The sequence below is a fragment of the Pantoea sp. Acro-807 genome (assembly GCF_011752675.1).
In the GTDB taxonomy this organism is placed as follows: domain Bacteria; phylum Pseudomonadota; class Gammaproteobacteria; order Enterobacterales; family Enterobacteriaceae; genus Pantoea; species Pantoea eucrina.
In genome coordinates this window covers 615,252-633,376 of record NZ_VWXE01000001.1, presented here as the reverse complement: position 1 = coordinate 633,376, position 18,125 = coordinate 615,252, and the positions used below count along the sequence as shown (strand labels likewise).

Here is an 18,125-nt window from a genome sequence, read left to right as displayed (position 1 = left end):
CCAATCAGGCCTGATTCGAATTCAGGATGAGCTGACCGTTGCGATCAAGCGGGATGCGGGTGCCAGGGTCATTCTCCATACGGATTTTGCCCTGCTGGTCGCCTATTTTATAGGTCACATCATAACCCAGCATCTTTTCCTGTTTACTGTATACCGTTCTGCAGCGCTGTTCGCTGGTGGTGTAGGTGTCCCGCTCCTGCAGAGCGCCCTGCACCTGATTACCGCCGTAGCCGCCGGCCAGCGCACCCGCTACGGTAGCCACATCGCGACCGCGACCGCCGCCGAACTGATGACCCAGCACGCCGCCCGCGACGGCACCCAGCACCGAACCGGCAATGCGGTTCTCATCCTGTACCGGACGACGGTGCGTCAGCGTAACGTTACGGCACTCCTGACGCGGCTGTTTGATACTCTCTTTAATCGGGGTGGCTGACAGCACCTGAGCAAATTGCGGACCGCGATCAAACACGTTCATGCTGGCGACCGCCGCCACGCCCAGCGCTGCTGCTACGCCGATTCCGATACCCGCAAGCATTGATTTATTCACAGGAATATCCTCCTGACAGTGTTACCGCGCATTCCCGTCGCTACAGGCTGTAGCGGAGGCATAACCGGCGTGCGCGCCGCGCCGTGTTCCTGAAGATAAGTTTTGCAGATGGTCCGGAATTGCAACATCAGATTAATGGAGGAAACGCAGCGTAAGCGCAGCAGGGCCAGCTTTTAGGAGAGTTCCGAGCCGCGGATTCGGGGCGGGTAATGTTGCGGTGAACTGATGATTATCAGCAGCTTATTGCGGGCAAAACGGGAGCGGGCGACACTGTGTCGCCCGCTATTGATTAGTGCAGTTTAAGTCGCGGACGAAGTACGCGGTTCAGACTGCCAACCAGCATCATCAGGCCGGTCTTGAAATATCCATGGAGCGCAATCTGGTGCATACGATACAGAGAGATGTAGACAAAGCGCGCAATGCGCCCTTCCACCATCATTGAGCCGCGCATCAGGTTACCCATCAGACTGCCCACGGTGGTAAAGCGCGACAGCGAAACCAGCGAGCCGTGATCTTTATAAACGTACGCTTTCAGCGGCTTGCCTTTACGCTGTGCGAGGATGTTATCCAGCACCCGTGACGCCATCTGATGCGCCGACTGCGCGCGCGGCGGCACGAAGCCGCCACCTGGCAGCGCACAGGAGGCGCAGTCGCCGAGCGCGTAGATATTTTCATCGCGCGTGGTCTGCAGCGTCTCTTTAACCACCAGCTGGTTAATGCGGTTGGTCTCCAGGCCGCCGATCTCTTTCATAAAGTCAGGCGCTTTGATGCCTGCTGCCCACACCATCAGATCGGCAGCAATATACTCACCCTCTTTGGTGTTAAGCCCTTTCGCATCGGCGCTGGTCACCATGGTCTGCGTCAGAACGCGTACGCCCAGTTTGGTCAGCTCCTGATGGGCCGCCGCAGAGATGCGCGGTGGCAGCGCAGGCAGAATGCGCTCACCCGCTTCCACCAGCGTGACGTTGAGCGCGCTGCTGTCGAGACCTTTGTAGCCGTAGCTGTGCAGCTGCTTCACCGCATTGTAGAGTTCAGCGGAGAGCTCCACGCCGGTGGCGCCGCCGCCAACAATGGCGATATTCACTTTCTGCAATTCGCCTTCGCTGGCGGAAAAACGCAGGAACTGATTCAGCATCTCATTATGGAAGCGACGCGCCTGATGCGGATTGTCGAGGAAGATGCAGTGATCTTTCACGCCCGGCGTACCAAAATCGTTGGACGTACTGCCCAGCGCCACCACCAGACGATCCCACGCCAGCTCACGCTGCGGCACCAGAATCTCACCCTGAGCGTCGCGGATTTCCGCCAGCTCAATGGTTTTGCGATCGCGATGGATCTGCGTCAGCGAGCCCAGCTGAAACTGAAAGCCGTGGTTGCGGGCGTGAGCCAGATAGCTCAGCGCGTCAATGCCCTCATCCATAGAGCCGGTCGCCACCTCATGCAGCAGCGGTTTCCAGAGATGACTGTGGTTGCGGTCAACCAGAATAATCTCCGCTTTTTTGCTGCGCCCCAGCTTATGCCCCAGCTGCGTTGCCAGCTCCAGGCCACCGGCGCCTCCGCCAATAATGACGATCTTTTCCATGGTTGTAGTCAATGCAGACCCCCTCAAAGTTGTAAACCAAAAGTTAATTAATGGTTAAATAAAACCTTAATAAACATAGGGTTGGCGATTTTTAATCGCGCGCTGAGGGCAGAATATCACGCCGGTCTAACCAGATCATAAGGAAATTGATGCAGATCAATCTTTCGCGGGGATTATCAGAATGTTACACGTTTTGTGAATAGCATCACACGACAAACGCCGCATTCCCCCAGGGAACGCGGCGCTTCGCAACGCTTACTGCTGTGCGTTATGCGCCAGCCAGCGCGCCTGCAGATCGCTGAGCTGACGCTGATTCTGCCGCCAGCGCGCGCTGCTCTGCAGCTCATCCAGCGTATGCTGCCCGCGATGCCAGAGCCGTGCAATACGTTCTGCCGGACCCGCCTGCAGATTATCCAGCACGCTAATGGCGCCCGCCCGCTGGTTGCAGACCAGAATCATATCGCAACCGGCATCCAGCGACTGCTGCGCCCGTTCGGCGTAGCTGCCCATCACGGCGGCGCCCTCCATTGAGAGATCGTCGGAGAAGATCACGCCGTCAAAGGCGAGCTCCTGACGCAGCACTTGCTGCAGCCAGTAAGGCGAGCCGCTGGCGGGCAGCGGATCGACCTGGGTGTAGATAACGTGGGCCGGCATCACCGCATCCAGCAGCTGTTCACTGATGAGCTGCTGAAAAATAGCCATATCGTGCTGGCGCAGCGTGGCGGCGTCGCGCGTATCACGCGGTGTCTCTTTATGCGAATCCGCGCTGACCGCGCCGTGGCCGGGAAAATGTTTACCGGTGGTTTTCATACCGGCTTCGCGCATGCCGTTAATAAAGCGCCGCGCGATCTGCAGCGCAATGGCCGGATCGGCATGAAACGCCCGATCGCCGATTGCGGCGCTGATGTGGCCGATATCGAGCACCGGTGCAAAGCTGATATCGATATCGAGCCCGGTGATCTCCGCCGCCATCTGCCAGCCCGCCTGCTGCGCCAGCTCGCCTGCCGCAGTCAAATCGTGCAGGGCAGCAAAGGACTGCATTGCCGGCAACTGCGTGAAGCCTTCGCGGAAACGCTGCACGCGCCCGCCTTCCTGATCCACCGCCACCACCAGCCGGTTACGGGAAGCGGCGCGGATCTGACGCACCAGCTCGCGGAGCTGAGCAACGTCATGAAAGTTGCGCGTAAACAGAATAAGTCCGCCCACCAGCGGGTGCTGCAATATCTCGCGCTCTTCTGCGTCCAGCGTATAGCCCGCCACGTCCAGCATCAGCGGGCCGGGTGCATTGATTGTCATAGCTCAGTTCCTGAATTAAATATCCTGCCAGCTGGTCTGCGCCAGCTGCTGTAAAGTTGCCTCGCCGCTCTGCTCGGCGCGCAGCTGATACCAGCTCGCCATCAGCAGCTGCAGCCACGGCTGCCAGCGCGCGATCTGACGCGCCAGCACGGCCGCATCCATGTGCGTCCGTGCGGCATACTCTTCTGTCCACGCCGCTGCCTGCGCCGGCGCCCATGCACAGATGGCAGCCAGCTCCAGCGCCACGTCGCCATCGGCTGCATACTCCCAGTCAATCAGCCTCAGCCCGGCTGGCGTCGCGATCACATTGCCCGGATGGACATCCATATGCAGCGGCGCAAGGCGCAGCGGGCGCGGTTCCCCCTGTCGCTGCAGCCGCTGCAGGCGCGCCAGCCAGCGCCAGTGCCGCTGGCGGCAGCGCTGCCAGTAGAGCTGCAACAGCGGCAGCAGCCGCAGGGGATAGCCGGTCAGCGGCTGCCGGTGCAGCGTGCTTACCAGCGCCACTATTGCGCTGCGCTGTGCGTCAAAGGCGGCAGGCGTCAGCGCCTCACCCGGCAGCCAGCGCTGCAGCAGCCACGGGGAGCGCCAGCTGAGCGGCTCCGGCCCCAGGCCGGCGTTACGCAGCTGGCGTAAAATACGGTATTCGCGCTGCCGGTTAACAAAAGGAATCGGCTGCAGAGGCGTGCGCCGGGCCAGCAGCGTCTCCTGCCTGCCCGCAATCTGAAAACTGTTGCCGCTCAGACCCGGCAGCGCGAAAAAATAGCCGGCGGCGGGTGCCGTCGGCCACTGTTGCTGCACCAGGTCAACCAGTGCGGGATCAGGGTTGTGTTGCACCATTACCTGACCAGATGATTTCGCCGGTCTGCACCAGCATCAGCTGCATCTGCAGCGTGGGTGACTTCACCTCGCCTTTCGCATTGCTGTAAAGCACATACTGCGCGTTTACGATGCGCGCCAGTCCAATCGCTTTGCTGCGCGAGTTCAGACTATCTTCCGGTGAGAGGCCCAGCGTCTGGCGAGCCTGATTCAGCTGATCATCAGATACCAGGGTAAACTTGCCGTTGTTCGCCAGCGCGCTCTGAATGGCACTGGTGGCTTTTTCGGTCTGCAGCGCGCCGTTGGTACTGTTTTTAAGGCGATCGACCAGCAGCACGCTGCCCGGATTCACCCCGGCAGACTGCACCATATTGGCCACCAGCGGTGAGACGCTGGCGCTCCAGTTAATGGTCTTTAGCTTAGGCGGCTGCGGCACATTTTGTGGCGGCGGCACGGGTTGCGGCTCCGGCTGCGGTTCCGGCTGAACCGGGGTCGTCGGCTGCGTCGGTTCGACCGGCGCCGGCGTCTGCTGTTTTACCACACAGCCGGTAAGCATCAGCGCAAACAGTAGCGCGCCAGAACGTTGAACACTGCGGATCACGGGGTTACTCCTTAGAGATAAAGATAAAGCCGCACTTTGCTGGCGGTAAGATTGCCCATTTGCGAAGCCACCATCACGCTGCCGTGTGCGGGAACAGTTTGCGTCTGTGCCGGCTCCTGCGGCTCAATTTCCAGTCCCTTATCGTCATACCAGTAGAAACGATAATGAACCGTAACAGGCGCTTCACGCAGATTCTGCAGCGTGCTGGCCGCCTGCAGCTGACCGTCGCGGCTGGTAAGCTGTGGCTCGTCAGTAATAATCCCCGCTGACAGCACGGATGACTCCATCACCAGCGATTGCGAGGTATTAATCATCGGTTTATCACTACTGCAGCCTGCCAGAGTCAATAATAGCAGGCCGCTCAGCCATCGACGCATATCAGGTCCGCCTGAGGTTAATAAGCAAGCATCGGGCCCAGGGGTTCACCACCCACCAGGTGCATGTGTATATGATAGACCTCCTGACCGCCGTGGCGATTGCAGTTCATGATCAGGCGATAGCCATCTTCAGCAATGCCTTCATCGCGGGCAATTTTCGCCGCCACGGTGATCATCCGCCCGAGCGCATGTTCATGCGCAGGCTTAACGTCGTTCGTCGTGGGGATCAGGACATTAGGGATAATCAGCACGTGAGTGGGCGCTTTGGGTGCAATATCACGAAAGGCGGTGACCAGTTCATCCTGGTAGATAATATCGGCCGGAATTTCACGGCGAATGATTTTACTGAAAATAGTCTCTTCAGCCATGGTGCGGTTCCTTTTTACCTGAGTCAGTCTGGCAGTATGCGCGAGAAAATCCGCTTCTTTCAACCTTCTCCCGGCTTTTCTTCACTGACTGGCTGCTTTTACAGCGTCGCGCAGACAAACAAAAACCCCCTCACGGGAGGGGGTTTTCAGTAACGGTGCACAATCTTACTGCAAAGGCGTTACATGCTGCGGATGTAATCATCCATTTCCGTTTTCAGATTATCTGATTTAGTGCCAAAGATAGCCTGTACACCGGAACCGGCAACCACAACGCCGCGGGCGCCCAGGTTTTTCAGCTCAGCCTGATCAACCTTTGCCACATCGGCCACGCTGACGCGCAGACGGGTAATACAGGCATCCAGATTGGTGATGTTCTCTTTGCCGCCAAAGGCGCTGACCAGCTTGCCCGCCATTTCACTGCCGGTGACGCTGCTCTGCTCAATCGCGGTATCTTCACGACCTGGCGTTTTCAGATTCAGTTTTACAATCAGCACGCGGAAAACGGTGTAGTAAACCAGGCCGTAGATGATGCCAACAATCGGGAACAGCCAGATTTTGCTGCTGTTACCGCTCAGGACGATAAAATCGATCAGGCCGTGCGAGAAGCTGGTACCGTCACGCATACCCAGCAGGATACAGATAGGGAACGCCAGACCTGCCAGAATCGCGTGGATCACGTAGAGGATCGGTGCCACGAACATGAAAGAGAACTCAATCGGTTCGGTAATACCGGTCAGGAACGAGGTCAGCGCGGCAGAGATCATGATACCGCCAACTTTGGCACGGTTCTCAGGCTTCGCCGAATGCCAGATAGCAATAGCAGCAGCCGGCAGACCATACATTTTAAACAGGAAGCCGCCTGAGAGTTTACCGGCAGTCGGGTCTCCCGCCATGTAACGCGGGATATCGCCGTGGAATACCTGGCCGGCCGCATTGGTGAACTCACCAATCTGCATCTGGAAAGGAACGTTCCAGATATGATGCAGGCCGAAAGGCACCAGCGCACGCTCAATCACGCCGTAGATGCCAAAAGCGACAACCGGGTTCTGATACGCAGCCCACTGGGAGAAATCCTGAATTGCCGTACCCACCGGTGGCCAGATAAACGACAGCACAATACCGGTAAAGATAGCGGTCAGACCGGAAATAATCGGAACAAAGCGTTTACCGGCAAAGAAGCCGAGGTACTCCGGCAGCTTGATACGGTAAAAGCGGTTAAACATATAGGCAGCAATCGCACCGGCAATGATCCCGCCCAGTACGCCGGTGTCCGCCAGATGTTTCGCTTCAATCTCTGCGGCTGGCAGATGCAGTACCAGCGGCGCCACGACCGCCAGCGTTTTAACCATAATGCCGTAAGCGACAACCGCCGCCAGTGCTGACACGCCGTCGTTATTGGTAAAGCCCAGCGCCACACCGATCGCAAAAATCAGCGGCATATTGGCGAACACCGATCCGCCCGCCTCGGCCATGACGTGGGAGACCACGGCCGGCAGCCAGCTGAAGTTTGCAGAACCAACACCTAACAAAATACCGGCAATCGGCAGAACCGATACCGGCAACATTAGCGATTTACCTACTTTCTGCAGGTTCGCAAATGCGTTCTTGAACATAGAAGCTCCTGAGTATGAGTGCATAGTTGCGCGATGCGCGTGGCAGCGGGGGAGGTTCCGCAGCCGGGTGACGCTGAGCGTCTTTTGATTTATTACGAAGAGTAAAATAAATGGGGGCGCGTTACTTTGACGGCTATCACGTTTCCTCAATGAGAGCCGGCAGCTTTCAGCACTTTCTGACTGACCTGCCGGATAATAGCGCAATAAAACACTGCCTGCGTCGGGAATAACCTGACGCAGGCAGTTCATTACGGATTAATTACAGCGTTTGAAATAAAGCTCAGGCGCCCAGACGCGTCATAGGAATGTGAAACAGGCGTGAGAAATTCTCCGTAGTCGTCGCGGCCAGGGTCTCGATATTCACCCCTTTCAGCACCGCCATATAATCGGCCACGTCGCGGGTAAATGCAGGCTGGTTCTCTTTACCGCGATGCGGCACCGGCGCGAGATAGGGAGAATCTGTCTCTACCAGCATCCGATCCAGTGGCACAAAGCGCGCGGCATCGCGGATCTGCTCCGCATTACGGAACGTCAGAATACCGGAAAAGGAGATATAAAAGCCGAGATCCAGAAGCTTAGCTGCGGTTGCGCGATCTTCGGTAAAACAGTGCAGCACGCCGCCGCACTTTTCGACCTGCTCTTCACGCAGGATCGCCAGCGTATCGTCACGGGCGTCCCGGGTATGCACGATGATCGGCTTATTCAGCGCAATACCGGTGCGAATATGTTCGCGGAAAGCGGCCTGCTGCTGCGCTTTGGTCTCCTGCTGATAGAAGTAGTCGAGGCCGGTTTCACCCAGCGCTACCACCTGCTCTTCCGCTGCCAGGCGACGAAACTCCGCCACATCCCAGGGTTCATCCTGGTTCAGCGGGTGAACGCCGCAGGCCAGCGCAATATTCTGTCGCTCGCCGACCAGCGCTTTGATGCGATAGTAGTCTGGCAGCGTGGTGGCAATTGCCAGCATAAATTTTACGTCGCGCGCGGCGGCTTTGGCGATAACGTCATCCAGGTCGCGGTGCTGGTTTTCATAGTCAAGGCCATCGAGGTGGCAATGGGAATCAACAATAAACATAATTTTCTCGGATATTTACGGGCTGATGACAGGCGGTGCCAGTAAACGGCTCCACGCCAGCAGCCGGTCGGTCAGAATAAGTTCGCGGTTAAGCGATGCAACGTGCAGCAGCTGTTCGCGACAGGCTATCCACTGCTGCACACTGCTGTTCAGGGCGTTGCTGTTCAGCTGCCGGGCCAGCGCGGTCACAACATCAGGCCGATCGCCATTACTCAGCCACGCCGCAGCACCCTGCTGCATTTTCATGGCGTCCACCAGCAGCGAGATAAGCCAGCTGAGGCGCTCGGCCACGTCATCACTGTTCAGCGCAGGCAGCAGCTGCAGAATGTCATCATTCAGCACCGCGATCAGCGTATCGCACAGTGCCTGACGCGTCTGCCAGCGCGCGGGCTGCAGCAGCGCCAGCGCTGCTGCGGGCGCACCGCTGTTCAGACGCAGCGCAGCGCGCAGCGCCGCTTCTGGCTGTGTTACTTCACGGCCCAGCCAGGCGAGGCTCTGCGACTCCTCCGGCGGAATTAGCGGCCAGCTGAGACAGCGGCTGCGCAGCGTAGCCAGCAACCGGGAGGACTCACGCACGCTGAGAAAGAACCAGCAGTTTGCGGGTGGCTCCTCCAGCGTTTTCAGCAGCGCATTGGCAGCCGCTTCCGTCAGCTGCGCGGCGTCCGGCAGCCAGACCACTTTCGCACCGCCCTGCTGCGCAAAATGATAGAGCTTTTCCGTGACGTCGCGCACAGCATCCACGCCCAGTGACGCCTTTCCTTTTTCTGCTTCCAGCCGATACCAGTCCGGATGCGTATGCGCCTGCATCAGTTCACAGCCGTGGCACGTGCCGCAGCTTTTAGCGCCTTCCCGCCGCTGACACATCAGCCAGCGGCTAACGCCCCACACCAGCGCGTCATCCCCCATACCTTCAGCTGCCTGCAGCAGCAGCGCATGATGCGCTGCGCCCTCCTGGTGACGGGCAATAATTTGCCGGTAGGGCTGGTTCAGCCACGGATACCAGTTCATGGGCGCTGCCCGGCCAGCCAGCGATGCAGGGCCGCTTTAAGTGACGTTGTCACCTCATCGATAGCCTGCGTTGCATCAACAGTGACGATGCTGGCGTCCGCCTGCGCCAGCGCAAGGTAGCGCGCGCGGGTCCGCTCGAAAAAGCGCAGCGACTCCTGCTCAATGCGGTCCAGCGCGCCGCGCGCACGGGCGCGCTGCAAGCCGATTTCCGGCGTCACATCGAGATAAAGCGTGAGGTCGGGGCGAAAATCGCCCAGCACCGCATCGCGCAGCGTGGTCATCAGCGCGGCATCCATTTCACGGCCACCGCCCTGATAAGCCTGCGAGGAGAGATCGTGACGATCGCCCACTACCCACGCGCCGCGCGCCAGCGCCGGCTTGATCACGTTTTCTACCAGCTGCACCCGGGCGGCGTAGAGCATCAGCAGCTCCGCTTTGTCGGTAACCTGTTCACCTTCAATACCCTGCTTTACCAGCACCCGCAGCTGTTCCGCCAGCGGTGTGCCGCCCGGCTCACGGGTAAAGACGATGTCGTGGATACCGTGCTGCTGCAAAACTTCCACCACCGCCTCGCGCGCGGTGGTTTTGCCGGCGCCTTCCAGCCCCTCAATGACAATAAACTTACTCTTCATTTTTTTCCTTCAGCGCCTGACGATAAGCCTGTACCGCCCGGTTATGGCTGGCAAGGTTGGTGGTAAAGGTATGCCCGCCTTTGCCATCCGCAACAAAATAGAGATAGCTGCTCTTTTCCGGATGCGCAGCGGCTTCCAGCGAGGCGCGTCCGGGCATCGCAATCGGTCCCGGCGGCAGGCCGCTGATGCTGTAGGTATTATAGGCGGTCGGCGTGTCGAGATCGCTGCGCGTCAGCGTGCCGTTATAGCGCTTACCCATCCCGTAGATAACGGTGGGATCGGTCTGGAGCTTCATTCCGGTCCGCAGACGATTAATAAATACTGACGCTACCCGCGCGCGCTCCTCGCTTACGCCGGTCTCTTTCTCGATGATTGACGCCATCGTCACCAGATCCCGCGGCGCTTTGTAGGGCAGATTCGCCATGCGCGTCTGCCAGACCTCATCGACCAGCTTGTTCATGCGGAGATGCGCCCGCGTCAGCACCGCCACGTCCGTAGTATTGGCAGTATAGAGATAGGTGTCGGGATAGAAGCTGCCTTCAAGCTGTGCCGCGTCCAGCTTCAGCGCCGCCGCTACGCTGGTAAAGCTGTCGTCCGGCAGCGTATGCTTCAGATAAGGCGCTTTGCGCAGCTCGCTCAGCCACTCGCTGAGGCGTGAGCCCTCGATAAAACGAAGCGGAAACTGCGCCTCTTTACCGCTGGCCAGCAGCTGCAGCAGCTGACGTACGGTCATGCCCTGTTCCAGCCGGTAGGTACCCGCTTTAAACTCCGCCAGCTCCGGCTGCAGCCTGAGCAACGGCCCAAACCAGATAGTGTGCGGAATAATATGCTGGCTCTCCAGCTGCGCTTCCAGCACAACGCGTCCGCTACCCGCCGGCAGCGTATAGAGCGTTTCCTGGTGAATGGTCAGCGGCGTATCTGCCAGGCGCTCTGTCTGCCAGTAGCTAAACGCGGCAGCGGCGGCAGCGATAACTGCCGCGCCCGCAATAATTTTTTTGATTCGACTCATGTTACGTCCATTTTCTGGCAACAGGTAAAAAGTTGCTGGTACAGCGTGCGTTCACTGAAAATAATGTTATCGATTTGCAGCACCGGCAGCACCGGCATCAGTGCATTACAGATCACGACTTCATCAGCGCCAAGTACGCTTTCGCGCGGCGCGCTGATTTCCTGACAAGCCTGGCCGCTGGCCGCCAGCTGCGCCATCAGAAAACGTCGCATAATGCCGTTTACGCCCGCCTGGCCAAGGTGAGGCGTAAAAATCTGGTTGCCGCGGCGCCAGAAGAGATTGGCAGCGCAGCATTCTACCACGCATCCCGCGGTGTCCAGTACCAGCGCCTCATCAGCATCCGTCTCATCAAGGTGGTGGCGAATCATCACCTGCTCCAGCCGGTTGAGATGTTTGATGCCCGCCAGCAGCGGATTGCGCGCCAGCGGCACCGGGCTGGTAATCAGCCTCACCCCCTGCTGCTGCAGCGCAGCGTAATGGTGCGGCCAGGGGGAGAGCGAGAGGATGCGCACCGGGTCCTGACAGCCGCGCCGGCTGTAGCCGCGTCCGCCAGCTCCCGGCGTCAGGATGATCTTCATCACTGCCCGGTCGTGACCCTGCGCAATGCAACGCATTTCATCTGCCAGCAGCGTCAGGTCGGGCAGCGGCAGCAGAAGCTGCCTGCACCCCTGCTCCAGGCGCTGCAGATGCGCCTCAGCCATCACGACGCTGCCGTTACGCACGGCGGCCGTGGTGAAACAGCCGTCGCCAAACTGGACAGCTCGATCGCTGGCCGGCAGCATTGTTTGTGGGATACCGTTAATCCACACCGCGCGCTCCTCAGGCAGTCAGCCCTGAAATGATCTCACCTGCCCGGACAGTTGTGCTGAAGAGCAGATCAGAAAAAAGGCCCGCATTGCGGGCCTCTGTTCGGCAGAATAGCGATTATACCTTGCGGAAGATCAGCGAGCCGTTGGTGCCGCCAAATCCAAAGGAGTTACATAGTGTATACTCCAGACCGCTAACCTGACGCGCCGTATGCGGCACAAAGTCCAGATCGCAACCCTCATCCGGATTATCCAGATTGATGGTTGGCGGTACAACCTGGTCGCGCAGAGCCAGAACCGAATAGATCGCTTCTACGGCACCGGCAGCACCCAGCAGGTGACCCGTCATCGATTTGGTCGAGCTGACCATAACGCTGTGCGCTGACGCGCCAAATACGGATTTCACCGCCTGCGCTTCAGCTTTATCACCGGCTGGCGTAGAGGTGCCGTGCGCGTTAACATAGCCGATCTGAGCCGGGTCGAGTCGGGCATCACGCAGCGCGTTGACCATCGCTGCAGCGGCGCCTGAGCCATCTTCCGGCGGTGACGTCATGTGGTAAGCATCGCTGCTCATGCCAAAACCAACGATTTCAGCATAGATTTTCGCACCGCGCTTTTTGGCGTGCTCATACTCTTCCAGAACCACAATACCGGCGCCGTCACCCAGTACAAACCCGTCACGATCTTTATCCCACGGACGGCTGGCCGCCTGCGGATTGTCGTTTCGTGTTGAGAGCGCACGCGCCGCGCCAAAGCCGCCAACGCCCAGAGGCGTACTGGCTTTCTCTGCGCCACCCGCCAGCATCACATCAGCATCATCGTAAGCAATGATACGTGCAGCGTGGCCGATGTTATGTACGCCTGAGGTGCAGGCCGTTGCAATCGAAATACTCGGGCCTTTCAGGCCATACATAATAGTGAGATGACCGGCGACCATATTAACAATGGTAGAAGGTACGAAGAACGGGCTGATTTTGCGCGGGCCGCCTTTAACCAGCGAGCTGTGGTTCTCTTCGATCAGACCCAGTCCGCCAATACCTGAACCAATAGCCGCGCCGATACGTCCGGCATTCTCATCAGTTACGACCAGACCGGAGTCCGCCATAGCCTGAATGCCAGCCGCGATACCATACTGGATGAAATCGTCCATCTTGCGCTGATCTTTCCGCGAGATGTACTCATCACAATTAAAATCTTTCACCAGGCCCGCAAAACGCGTTGCATAAGCACTGGCATCAAAATGGTCGATCAGGGTAATGCCGCTCTGACCGGCAAGGAGAGCACTCCAGGTAGACTCTACGGTATTGCCGACAGGAGACAACATGCCAAGACCGGTCACAACTACACGACGCTTAGACACGTTCGTCCTCCAGGGAGGGAAAAATAACGCTATGTGGGGCAAACATAAAACTCAGGCGGTCATATGACCGCCTGAAGATATTCATTAGCCTTGATGGCTAGTGACGTAATCGATCGCTGCCTGAACGGTAGTGATTTTCTCAGCTTCTTCGTCTGGAATTTCAGTATCAAACTCTTCTTCCAGAGCCATTACCAGCTCAACGGTGTCAAGAGAATCTGCACCCAGGTCTTCAACGAAAGAAGCAGTGTTAACCACTTCGTCTTCTTTAACGCCCAGCTGCTCAGCTACGATTTTCTTAACGCGTTGTTCGATATCGCTCATACTATTTAATTTCCTATCAAAACTCGCTTTCGCGATGGTTTTCGTAGTGTATAAAATGGTGAAAAAGATGCAACAAAATCCCGGCTGGTCGAACCACGATTTTGCGCTATTCTGCGGTGTTTACCGCAAATAATGCAAATGATTTCGTGATTATCAGACCATGTACATGCCGCCATTGACGTGCAGCGTTTCACCTGTGATGTAGGCTGCTTCGTCAGAGGCTAAGAATGCAACAGCATTGGCAATTTCCTGCGGGTCGCCTAAACGGCCTGCAGGCACTTCTGCCAGAATGCCCGAGCGCTGATCTTCATTCAGTGCACGCGTCATGTCCGTCTCAATAAAGCCCGGAGCCACGACGTTTACGGTAATGCCACGTGACGCGACTTCACGCGCCAGTGATTTGCTAAAGCCAATTAAACCCGCCTTTGCTGCAGCGTAGTTAGCCTGGCCCGCGTTACCCATGGTCCCAACTACAGAACCGATGGTAATGATACGGCCCACACGTTTTTTCATCATGGCACGCATGACCGCCTTGGAGAGGCGGAAAACTGATGTCAGGTTGGTATTAAGAATATCATCCCACTCATCATCTTTCATGCGCATCAGCAGATTGTCACGCGTGATGCCTGCATTATTGACTAAAATATCCACTTCGCCAAATTCAGCGCGCACTTTTGCCAGCACGTCGTCGATAGAGGCTGCATCCGTCACATTCAGCGCCAGGCCTTTGCCGTTGTCGCCAAGATAGGCGCTGATGGCTTCAGCTCCGCTTTCGCTGGTTGCTGTGCCGATAACTTTTGCGCCGCGCGCCGCCAGTGTCTCTGCAATGGCCCGGCCAATACCGCGGCTTGCGCCCGTTACCAGCGCAACTTTACCTTCAAAATTCATGATTTTCCTCTTATTCCTGAGAGAGAGCCGCAGAAAGCGACGCAGGATCGTTCACGGCAGTAGCCGTCAGGTTATCAGCAATCCGTTTGGTCAGACCGGTCAGGACTTTGCCCGGACCCATCTCCAGCAGCTGAGTCACACCCTGTTCTGCAATAAATTGTACTGATTCGGTCCAGCGTACCGGGCTATAAAGCTGACGTACCAGCGCGTTGCGGATAGCCGCAGCATCGTTTTCGCATTTGACATCAACATTATTCACTACCGGCACATCTGGCGCATTAAAGGCGATCTCTTCAAGCGCAACAGCAAGCTTAACTGCAGCAGGCTTCATCAGCGCACAGTGCGATGGCACGCTGACCGGCAGTGGCAGCGCACGTTTCGCGCCGGCCGCTTTACAGGCAGCGCCAGCACGCTCAACGGCGTCTTTGTTACCGGCAATCACCACCTGGCCTGGCGAGTTGAAATTCACCGGCGAGACCACTTCACCCTGCGCACTCTCTTCACAGGCTTTACGAATCGCCTCATCATCGAGACCGATAATTGCCTGCATAGCTCCCGTCCCTTCCGGAACCGCCTCCTGCATCAGCTTGCCGCGCAGTTCTACCAGCTTAATGGCATCTGCAAACGCCAGCACGCCTGCGCAAACCAGCGCCGAGTACTCACCCAGGCTGTGGCCTGCCAGCAGCACCGGCTGAGCGCCCTGTTTCTGCTGCCAGACGCGATAGATAGCGACTGAAGCTGCCAGCAAAGCGGGCTGCGTCTGCCAGGTTTTGTTCAGCTCTTCAGCCGGCCCCTGCTGAACCAGCTGCCACAGATCGTAGCCCAGCGCATCAGATGCTTCGCGAAACGTCGCTTCAACCTGAGGGTTGTCAGCAGCGAGTTCAGCCAGCATGCCAACGGTCTGAGATCCCTGTCCCGGGAAAACAAAAGCTAATTGCGTCATCTGTCCTTCCTGTCAATCAAAAGCGTACCAGCGCAGAACCCCAGGTAAAACCACCACCAAAGGCTTCCAGCAAAATCAGTTGTCCCGGCTTGATGCGGCCATCACGCACTGCTTCATCCAGCGCGCTCGGCACCGAAGCCGCAGAGGTGTTTCCGTGACGATCGAGCGTGACCACAACTTTGTCCAGGCCCATGCCGAGTTTACGGGCAGTTGCGCTGATAATGCGCAGATTTGCCTGATGCGGCACCAGCCAGTCGAGCGCGCTGCGATCGAGATTATTCGCCTGCAGCGTCTCATCAACGATATGCGCCAGCTCGGTTACCGCAACTTTAAAGACTTCATTACCCGCCATGGTCAGGTAGGCAGGTTCATCCTGACGCGCGCGATCCTGATAAGGCAGGGTCAGCAGCTGGCCATAGCGGCCATCGGCATGCAGATGGGTCGAGAGGATACCCGGCTCGCTGCTCTGGCCCAGTACCACGGCGCCCGCGCCGTCGCCAAACAGAATAATTGTCCCGCGATCGCTGGGATCAAGCGTACGCGCCAGGACATCAGCACCAATCACCAGCGCGTGTTTAACCGCCCCGTTTTTAATATATTGATCGGCAACGCTCAGCGCATAGGTAAAGCCGGCACAGGCGGCGCCAAGATCGAAGGCTGCGCAGTCGTTTATCTCCAGCATCTGCTGAATCATGCATGCGGAGCTGGGGAACGCGTGGCTGGATGAAGTTGTGGCGACGATAATCAGACCAATGTCGCTGGCGGCAACGCCGGCCATTTCCAGCGCGCGCTGTGCGGCGTTAAAGCCCATGCTGGCAACCGTTTCATCCGGTGCAGCAATACGGCGCTCGCGAATACCGGTACGGGTGACAATCCACTCGTCTGAGGTTTCCACCATTTTTTCCAGATCGGCATTGGTGCGGATCTGTTCAGGCAGATAGCTGCCTGTTCCGATAATTTTGGTATACATCTACGCTTTGTCACTCCTGGCTAATACAGCGTCAAGGCGCGCGGCAATTCTTTCGGGAACTTGCTTACGCACCGCCTGCTCTGCCTGTTCTATCGCCACAGCGAATGCCTGAATATTGGCCGCGCCGTGGCTTTTGATCACTGTTCCGCGCAATCCTAACAGACAAGCGCCGTTATACTGGTCGGGGTTTAGATGACCGAAACGCCTGATCATACGCTTTTTCAGCCAGCGTCCCAGCAGTTTCAGCCACCAGGTCCCTTTACCTTTATTACCTTCGCCTGACGATTTCAGCAGCGACAGAAACAGCCGCACCACACCTTCCATCGTTTTCAGCGTTACATTACCGGCAAAGCCATCGCACACCAGCACATCTGTTTTGCCGGTCAGCAGGTCGTTACCTTCAAGATAACCAATATAGTTGATCTGAGGGCTTGCCCGCAGAACCGCAGATGCGGCGCGAATCGACTCAAGCCCTTTGGTCTCTTCCTGACCAATATTGAGCAGCGCAACGCGCGGTTGCCGGATCTCCAGCACCTCTTCCGCCATGACAGCTCCCATGATGGCAAACTGCACCAGCATATCGCTGTCAGAGTCGACGTTAGCCCCCAGATCAAGAATGACCGTTTTGCCCTGCTGCTGATGGGGCAGAACGGTCATCAGTGCCGGACGTGCAATGCCGTCCAGCGGTTTTAACAGGAGTTTAGCCAGCCCCATCAGCGCACCGGTATTACCGGCACTGATACAGGCCTGCGCCTTACCGGCCACAACCAGATCCAGCGCCACGCGCATAGAACTGCCACGGCTCTGACGGATGGCCTGCGAAGGCTTCGCATCACTTGCAATAACCGATTCGGCAGGGATAACCTGCACACGCCTCAAAAGTGAGGAATCCGCTTTGGCAAGAAATGACGAGATTGTGTCGGGATCGCCGACCAGAAGAAGAACCAGCTGCGAATGAGAGGCCAGTGCCTGCAAGGCTGCAGGCACTGTCACGCAGGGACCGAAGTCCCCGCCCATGGCATCAACTGCCAGGGTCAAACGTGTCAAGGTATCGCCTTGCGTAACCGCAAAGAATTACTTGGTGATAACCTTGCGACCGCGGTAGTAACCATCCGCAGTGATATGGTGACGCAGATGAGTTTCGCCAGAAACTTTATCTACTGACAGAGCGGCAGTGGTCAGGGCATCGTGCGAACGACGCATGCCACGCTTGGAACGGGTTGGTTTATTCTGTTGTACGGCCATGGACCTTACTCCTATTACTTACGCTTTAAACTGGCTAATACGGCAAATGGATTTGGTTTTTCTGCCTCTTCAGGCAGCTTACCAAAGACCATGTCCGCGTCGGACACTTCACAGTGTTCAGAATCATGCACCGGAACCACCGGCAGTGCGAGGATGAGCTCATCTTCTATCACTGCCAGCAGGTCGATCTCACCAAAATCGTTGACATCAACCGGCTCGTAGGCTTCCGGTAGTGCCTCAGCCTGGTCGTCAGAAGAGACCGGACTAAAGCAATAGCTTACGTGTACAGCTTGCGGAAATGGCTGGTTGCAGCGTTGACACATTAACGTCACCTGCACATCCGCCGTTCCTTGCAGAACCGCGAGGCGCTGGTTGTCAACCGCAAACGACATGGTACATTCCACATCACTGTCCACACTCACGACCGTTTCGGCCAGACGCGCCACCAATTCAGGTGCATAAACACCATGATAATCCAGGCGTTTTTGCGCGGCGCGGACCGGATCGAGCGTCAGGGGTAATTTTACCTTTTGCATAGGGCGCGCATATTAACTTTGTAACGTCTTAGAGTCAAAGAAAAAGGCCGTTTTACGGCATCTTTCACCTGCTATTCGCATCCAGTGCGGCGCATAGTTTAAAATGCCCGTCATGTTTACGCTATCTATTCTGTA

General features: G+C 57.4%; 21 protein-coding genes. All 21 read right to left on the bottom strand.

The genetic code is table 11. From position 1 onward, the window contains the following. Positions 1 to 4: 4 nt before the first annotated feature. The 21 genes from F3J39_RS03050 to yceD all read right to left on the bottom strand — a co-directional run bounded on the left by F3J39_RS03050 (position 5) and on the right by yceD (position 17,990). A complete protein-coding gene (locus F3J39_RS03050) occupies positions 5 to 547 on the bottom strand; it encodes a glycine zipper 2TM domain-containing protein (protein ID WP_039383872.1) in 543 nt (180 codons plus the stop codon). Between the two features lie 289 nt (positions 548 to 836). Then, complete coding sequence (locus F3J39_RS03045; protein ID WP_071668742.1) at positions 837 to 2,141, bottom strand: NAD(P)/FAD-dependent oxidoreductase; 1,305 nt, start codon at positions 2,139 to 2,141, stop codon at positions 837 to 839. 243 nt (positions 2,142 to 2,384) lie between these two features. Next, positions 2,385 to 3,425, bottom strand: coding sequence for a beta-N-acetylhexosaminidase (nagZ, locus tag F3J39_RS03040; RefSeq protein WP_108569254.1), 1,041 nt, complete (start codon positions 3,423 to 3,425; stop codon positions 2,385 to 2,387). Between the two features lie 15 nt (positions 3,426 to 3,440). After that, the gene (gene thiK, locus F3J39_RS03035; RefSeq protein ID WP_166713821.1) at positions 3,441 to 4,262 is read right to left on the bottom strand and encodes a thiamine kinase; all 822 of its coding nucleotides are present in this window, start codon (positions 4,260 to 4,262) and stop codon (positions 3,441 to 3,443) included. Further along, positions 4,243 to 4,842 carry a penicillin-binding protein activator LpoB gene (lpoB, locus tag F3J39_RS03030; RefSeq protein WP_071668740.1) on the bottom strand — a complete coding sequence of 200 codons (600 nt, stop codon included), beginning with the start codon at positions 4,840 to 4,842 and terminating at the stop codon, positions 4,243 to 4,245. The genes thiK and lpoB overlap by 20 nt, the downstream gene beginning before the upstream one ends. 11 nt (positions 4,843 to 4,853) lie before the next feature. Then, positions 4,854 to 5,219, bottom strand: a complete 366-nt coding sequence (locus F3J39_RS03025; RefSeq protein WP_039383863.1) for a YcfL family protein — start codon at positions 5,217 to 5,219, stop codon at positions 4,854 to 4,856. A gap of 17 nt (positions 5,220 to 5,236) precedes the next feature. Beyond that, positions 5,237 to 5,587: a purine nucleoside phosphoramidase gene (gene hinT, locus F3J39_RS03020; protein ID WP_039383861.1), complete on the bottom strand. Its 351-nt coding sequence runs from the start codon at positions 5,585 to 5,587 to the stop codon at positions 5,237 to 5,239. Between the two features lie 179 nt (positions 5,588 to 5,766). Then, positions 5,767 to 7,200, bottom strand: coding sequence for a PTS glucose transporter subunit IIBC (ptsG, locus tag F3J39_RS03015; RefSeq protein ID WP_039383858.1), 1,434 nt, complete (start codon positions 7,198 to 7,200; stop codon positions 5,767 to 5,769). 280 nt (positions 7,201 to 7,480) lie between these two features. After that, a complete protein-coding gene (locus F3J39_RS03010) occupies positions 7,481 to 8,272 on the bottom strand; it encodes a metal-dependent hydrolase (protein ID WP_104084775.1) in 792 nt (263 codons plus the stop codon). 15 nt (positions 8,273 to 8,287) lie between these two features. Continuing rightward, positions 8,288 to 9,280 carry a DNA polymerase III subunit delta' gene (gene holB / locus F3J39_RS03005; RefSeq protein ID WP_166713820.1) on the bottom strand — a complete coding sequence of 331 codons (993 nt, stop codon included), beginning with the start codon at positions 9,278 to 9,280 and terminating at the stop codon, positions 8,288 to 8,290. Further along, positions 9,277 to 9,912, bottom strand: coding sequence for a dTMP kinase (gene tmk / locus F3J39_RS03000; protein WP_039383850.1), 636 nt, complete (start codon positions 9,910 to 9,912; stop codon positions 9,277 to 9,279). Before tmk ends, holB begins: the two co-directional genes overlap by 4 nt. Beyond that, positions 9,902 to 10,921: an endolytic transglycosylase MltG gene (gene mltG / locus F3J39_RS02995; RefSeq protein ID WP_166713819.1), complete on the bottom strand. Its 1,020-nt coding sequence runs from the start codon at positions 10,919 to 10,921 to the stop codon at positions 9,902 to 9,904. Before mltG ends, tmk begins: the two co-directional genes overlap by 11 nt. Beyond that, a complete protein-coding gene (pabC, locus tag F3J39_RS02990; RefSeq protein ID WP_166713818.1) occupies positions 10,918 to 11,730 on the bottom strand; it encodes an aminodeoxychorismate lyase in 813 nt (270 codons plus the stop codon). Before pabC ends, mltG begins: the two co-directional genes overlap by 4 nt. Positions 11,731 to 11,845: 115 nt before the next feature. Then, positions 11,846 to 13,087: a beta-ketoacyl-ACP synthase II gene (fabF, locus tag F3J39_RS02985; protein WP_039383844.1), complete on the bottom strand. Its 1,242-nt coding sequence runs from the start codon at positions 13,085 to 13,087 to the stop codon at positions 11,846 to 11,848. Between the two features lie 84 nt (positions 13,088 to 13,171). Continuing rightward, positions 13,172 to 13,408 carry an acyl carrier protein gene (gene acpP / locus F3J39_RS02980; RefSeq protein ID WP_039383843.1) on the bottom strand — a complete coding sequence of 79 codons (237 nt, stop codon included), beginning with the start codon at positions 13,406 to 13,408 and terminating at the stop codon, positions 13,172 to 13,174. A gap of 153 nt (positions 13,409 to 13,561) precedes the next feature. Beyond that, complete coding sequence (gene fabG / locus F3J39_RS02975; protein ID WP_039383840.1) at positions 13,562 to 14,296, bottom strand: 3-oxoacyl-ACP reductase FabG; 735 nt, start codon at positions 14,294 to 14,296, stop codon at positions 13,562 to 13,564. 10 nt (positions 14,297 to 14,306) lie between these two features. Further along, positions 14,307 to 15,239 (bottom strand): ACP S-malonyltransferase, encoded by a 933-nt coding sequence (gene fabD / locus F3J39_RS02970; RefSeq protein WP_071668737.1) that lies wholly within the window; start codon positions 15,237 to 15,239, stop codon positions 14,307 to 14,309. 16 nt (positions 15,240 to 15,255) lie between these two features. After that, complete coding sequence (locus F3J39_RS02965; RefSeq protein WP_039383834.1) at positions 15,256 to 16,209, bottom strand: beta-ketoacyl-ACP synthase III; 954 nt, start codon at positions 16,207 to 16,209, stop codon at positions 15,256 to 15,258. Further along, positions 16,210 to 17,256, bottom strand: coding sequence for a phosphate acyltransferase PlsX (gene plsX / locus F3J39_RS02960; protein WP_108569249.1), 1,047 nt, complete (start codon positions 17,254 to 17,256; stop codon positions 16,210 to 16,212). A 27-nt stretch (positions 17,257 to 17,283) separates the two neighbouring features. After that, positions 17,284 to 17,454 (bottom strand): 50S ribosomal protein L32, encoded by a 171-nt coding sequence (gene rpmF, locus F3J39_RS02955; RefSeq protein WP_007885783.1) that lies wholly within the window; start codon positions 17,452 to 17,454, stop codon positions 17,284 to 17,286. Between the two features lie 14 nt (positions 17,455 to 17,468). Continuing rightward, the gene (gene yceD, locus F3J39_RS02950; protein ID WP_039383829.1) at positions 17,469 to 17,990 is read right to left on the bottom strand and encodes a 23S rRNA accumulation protein YceD; all 522 of its coding nucleotides are present in this window, start codon (positions 17,988 to 17,990) and stop codon (positions 17,469 to 17,471) included. Between the last annotated feature and the right edge of the window lie 135 nt (positions 17,991 to 18,125).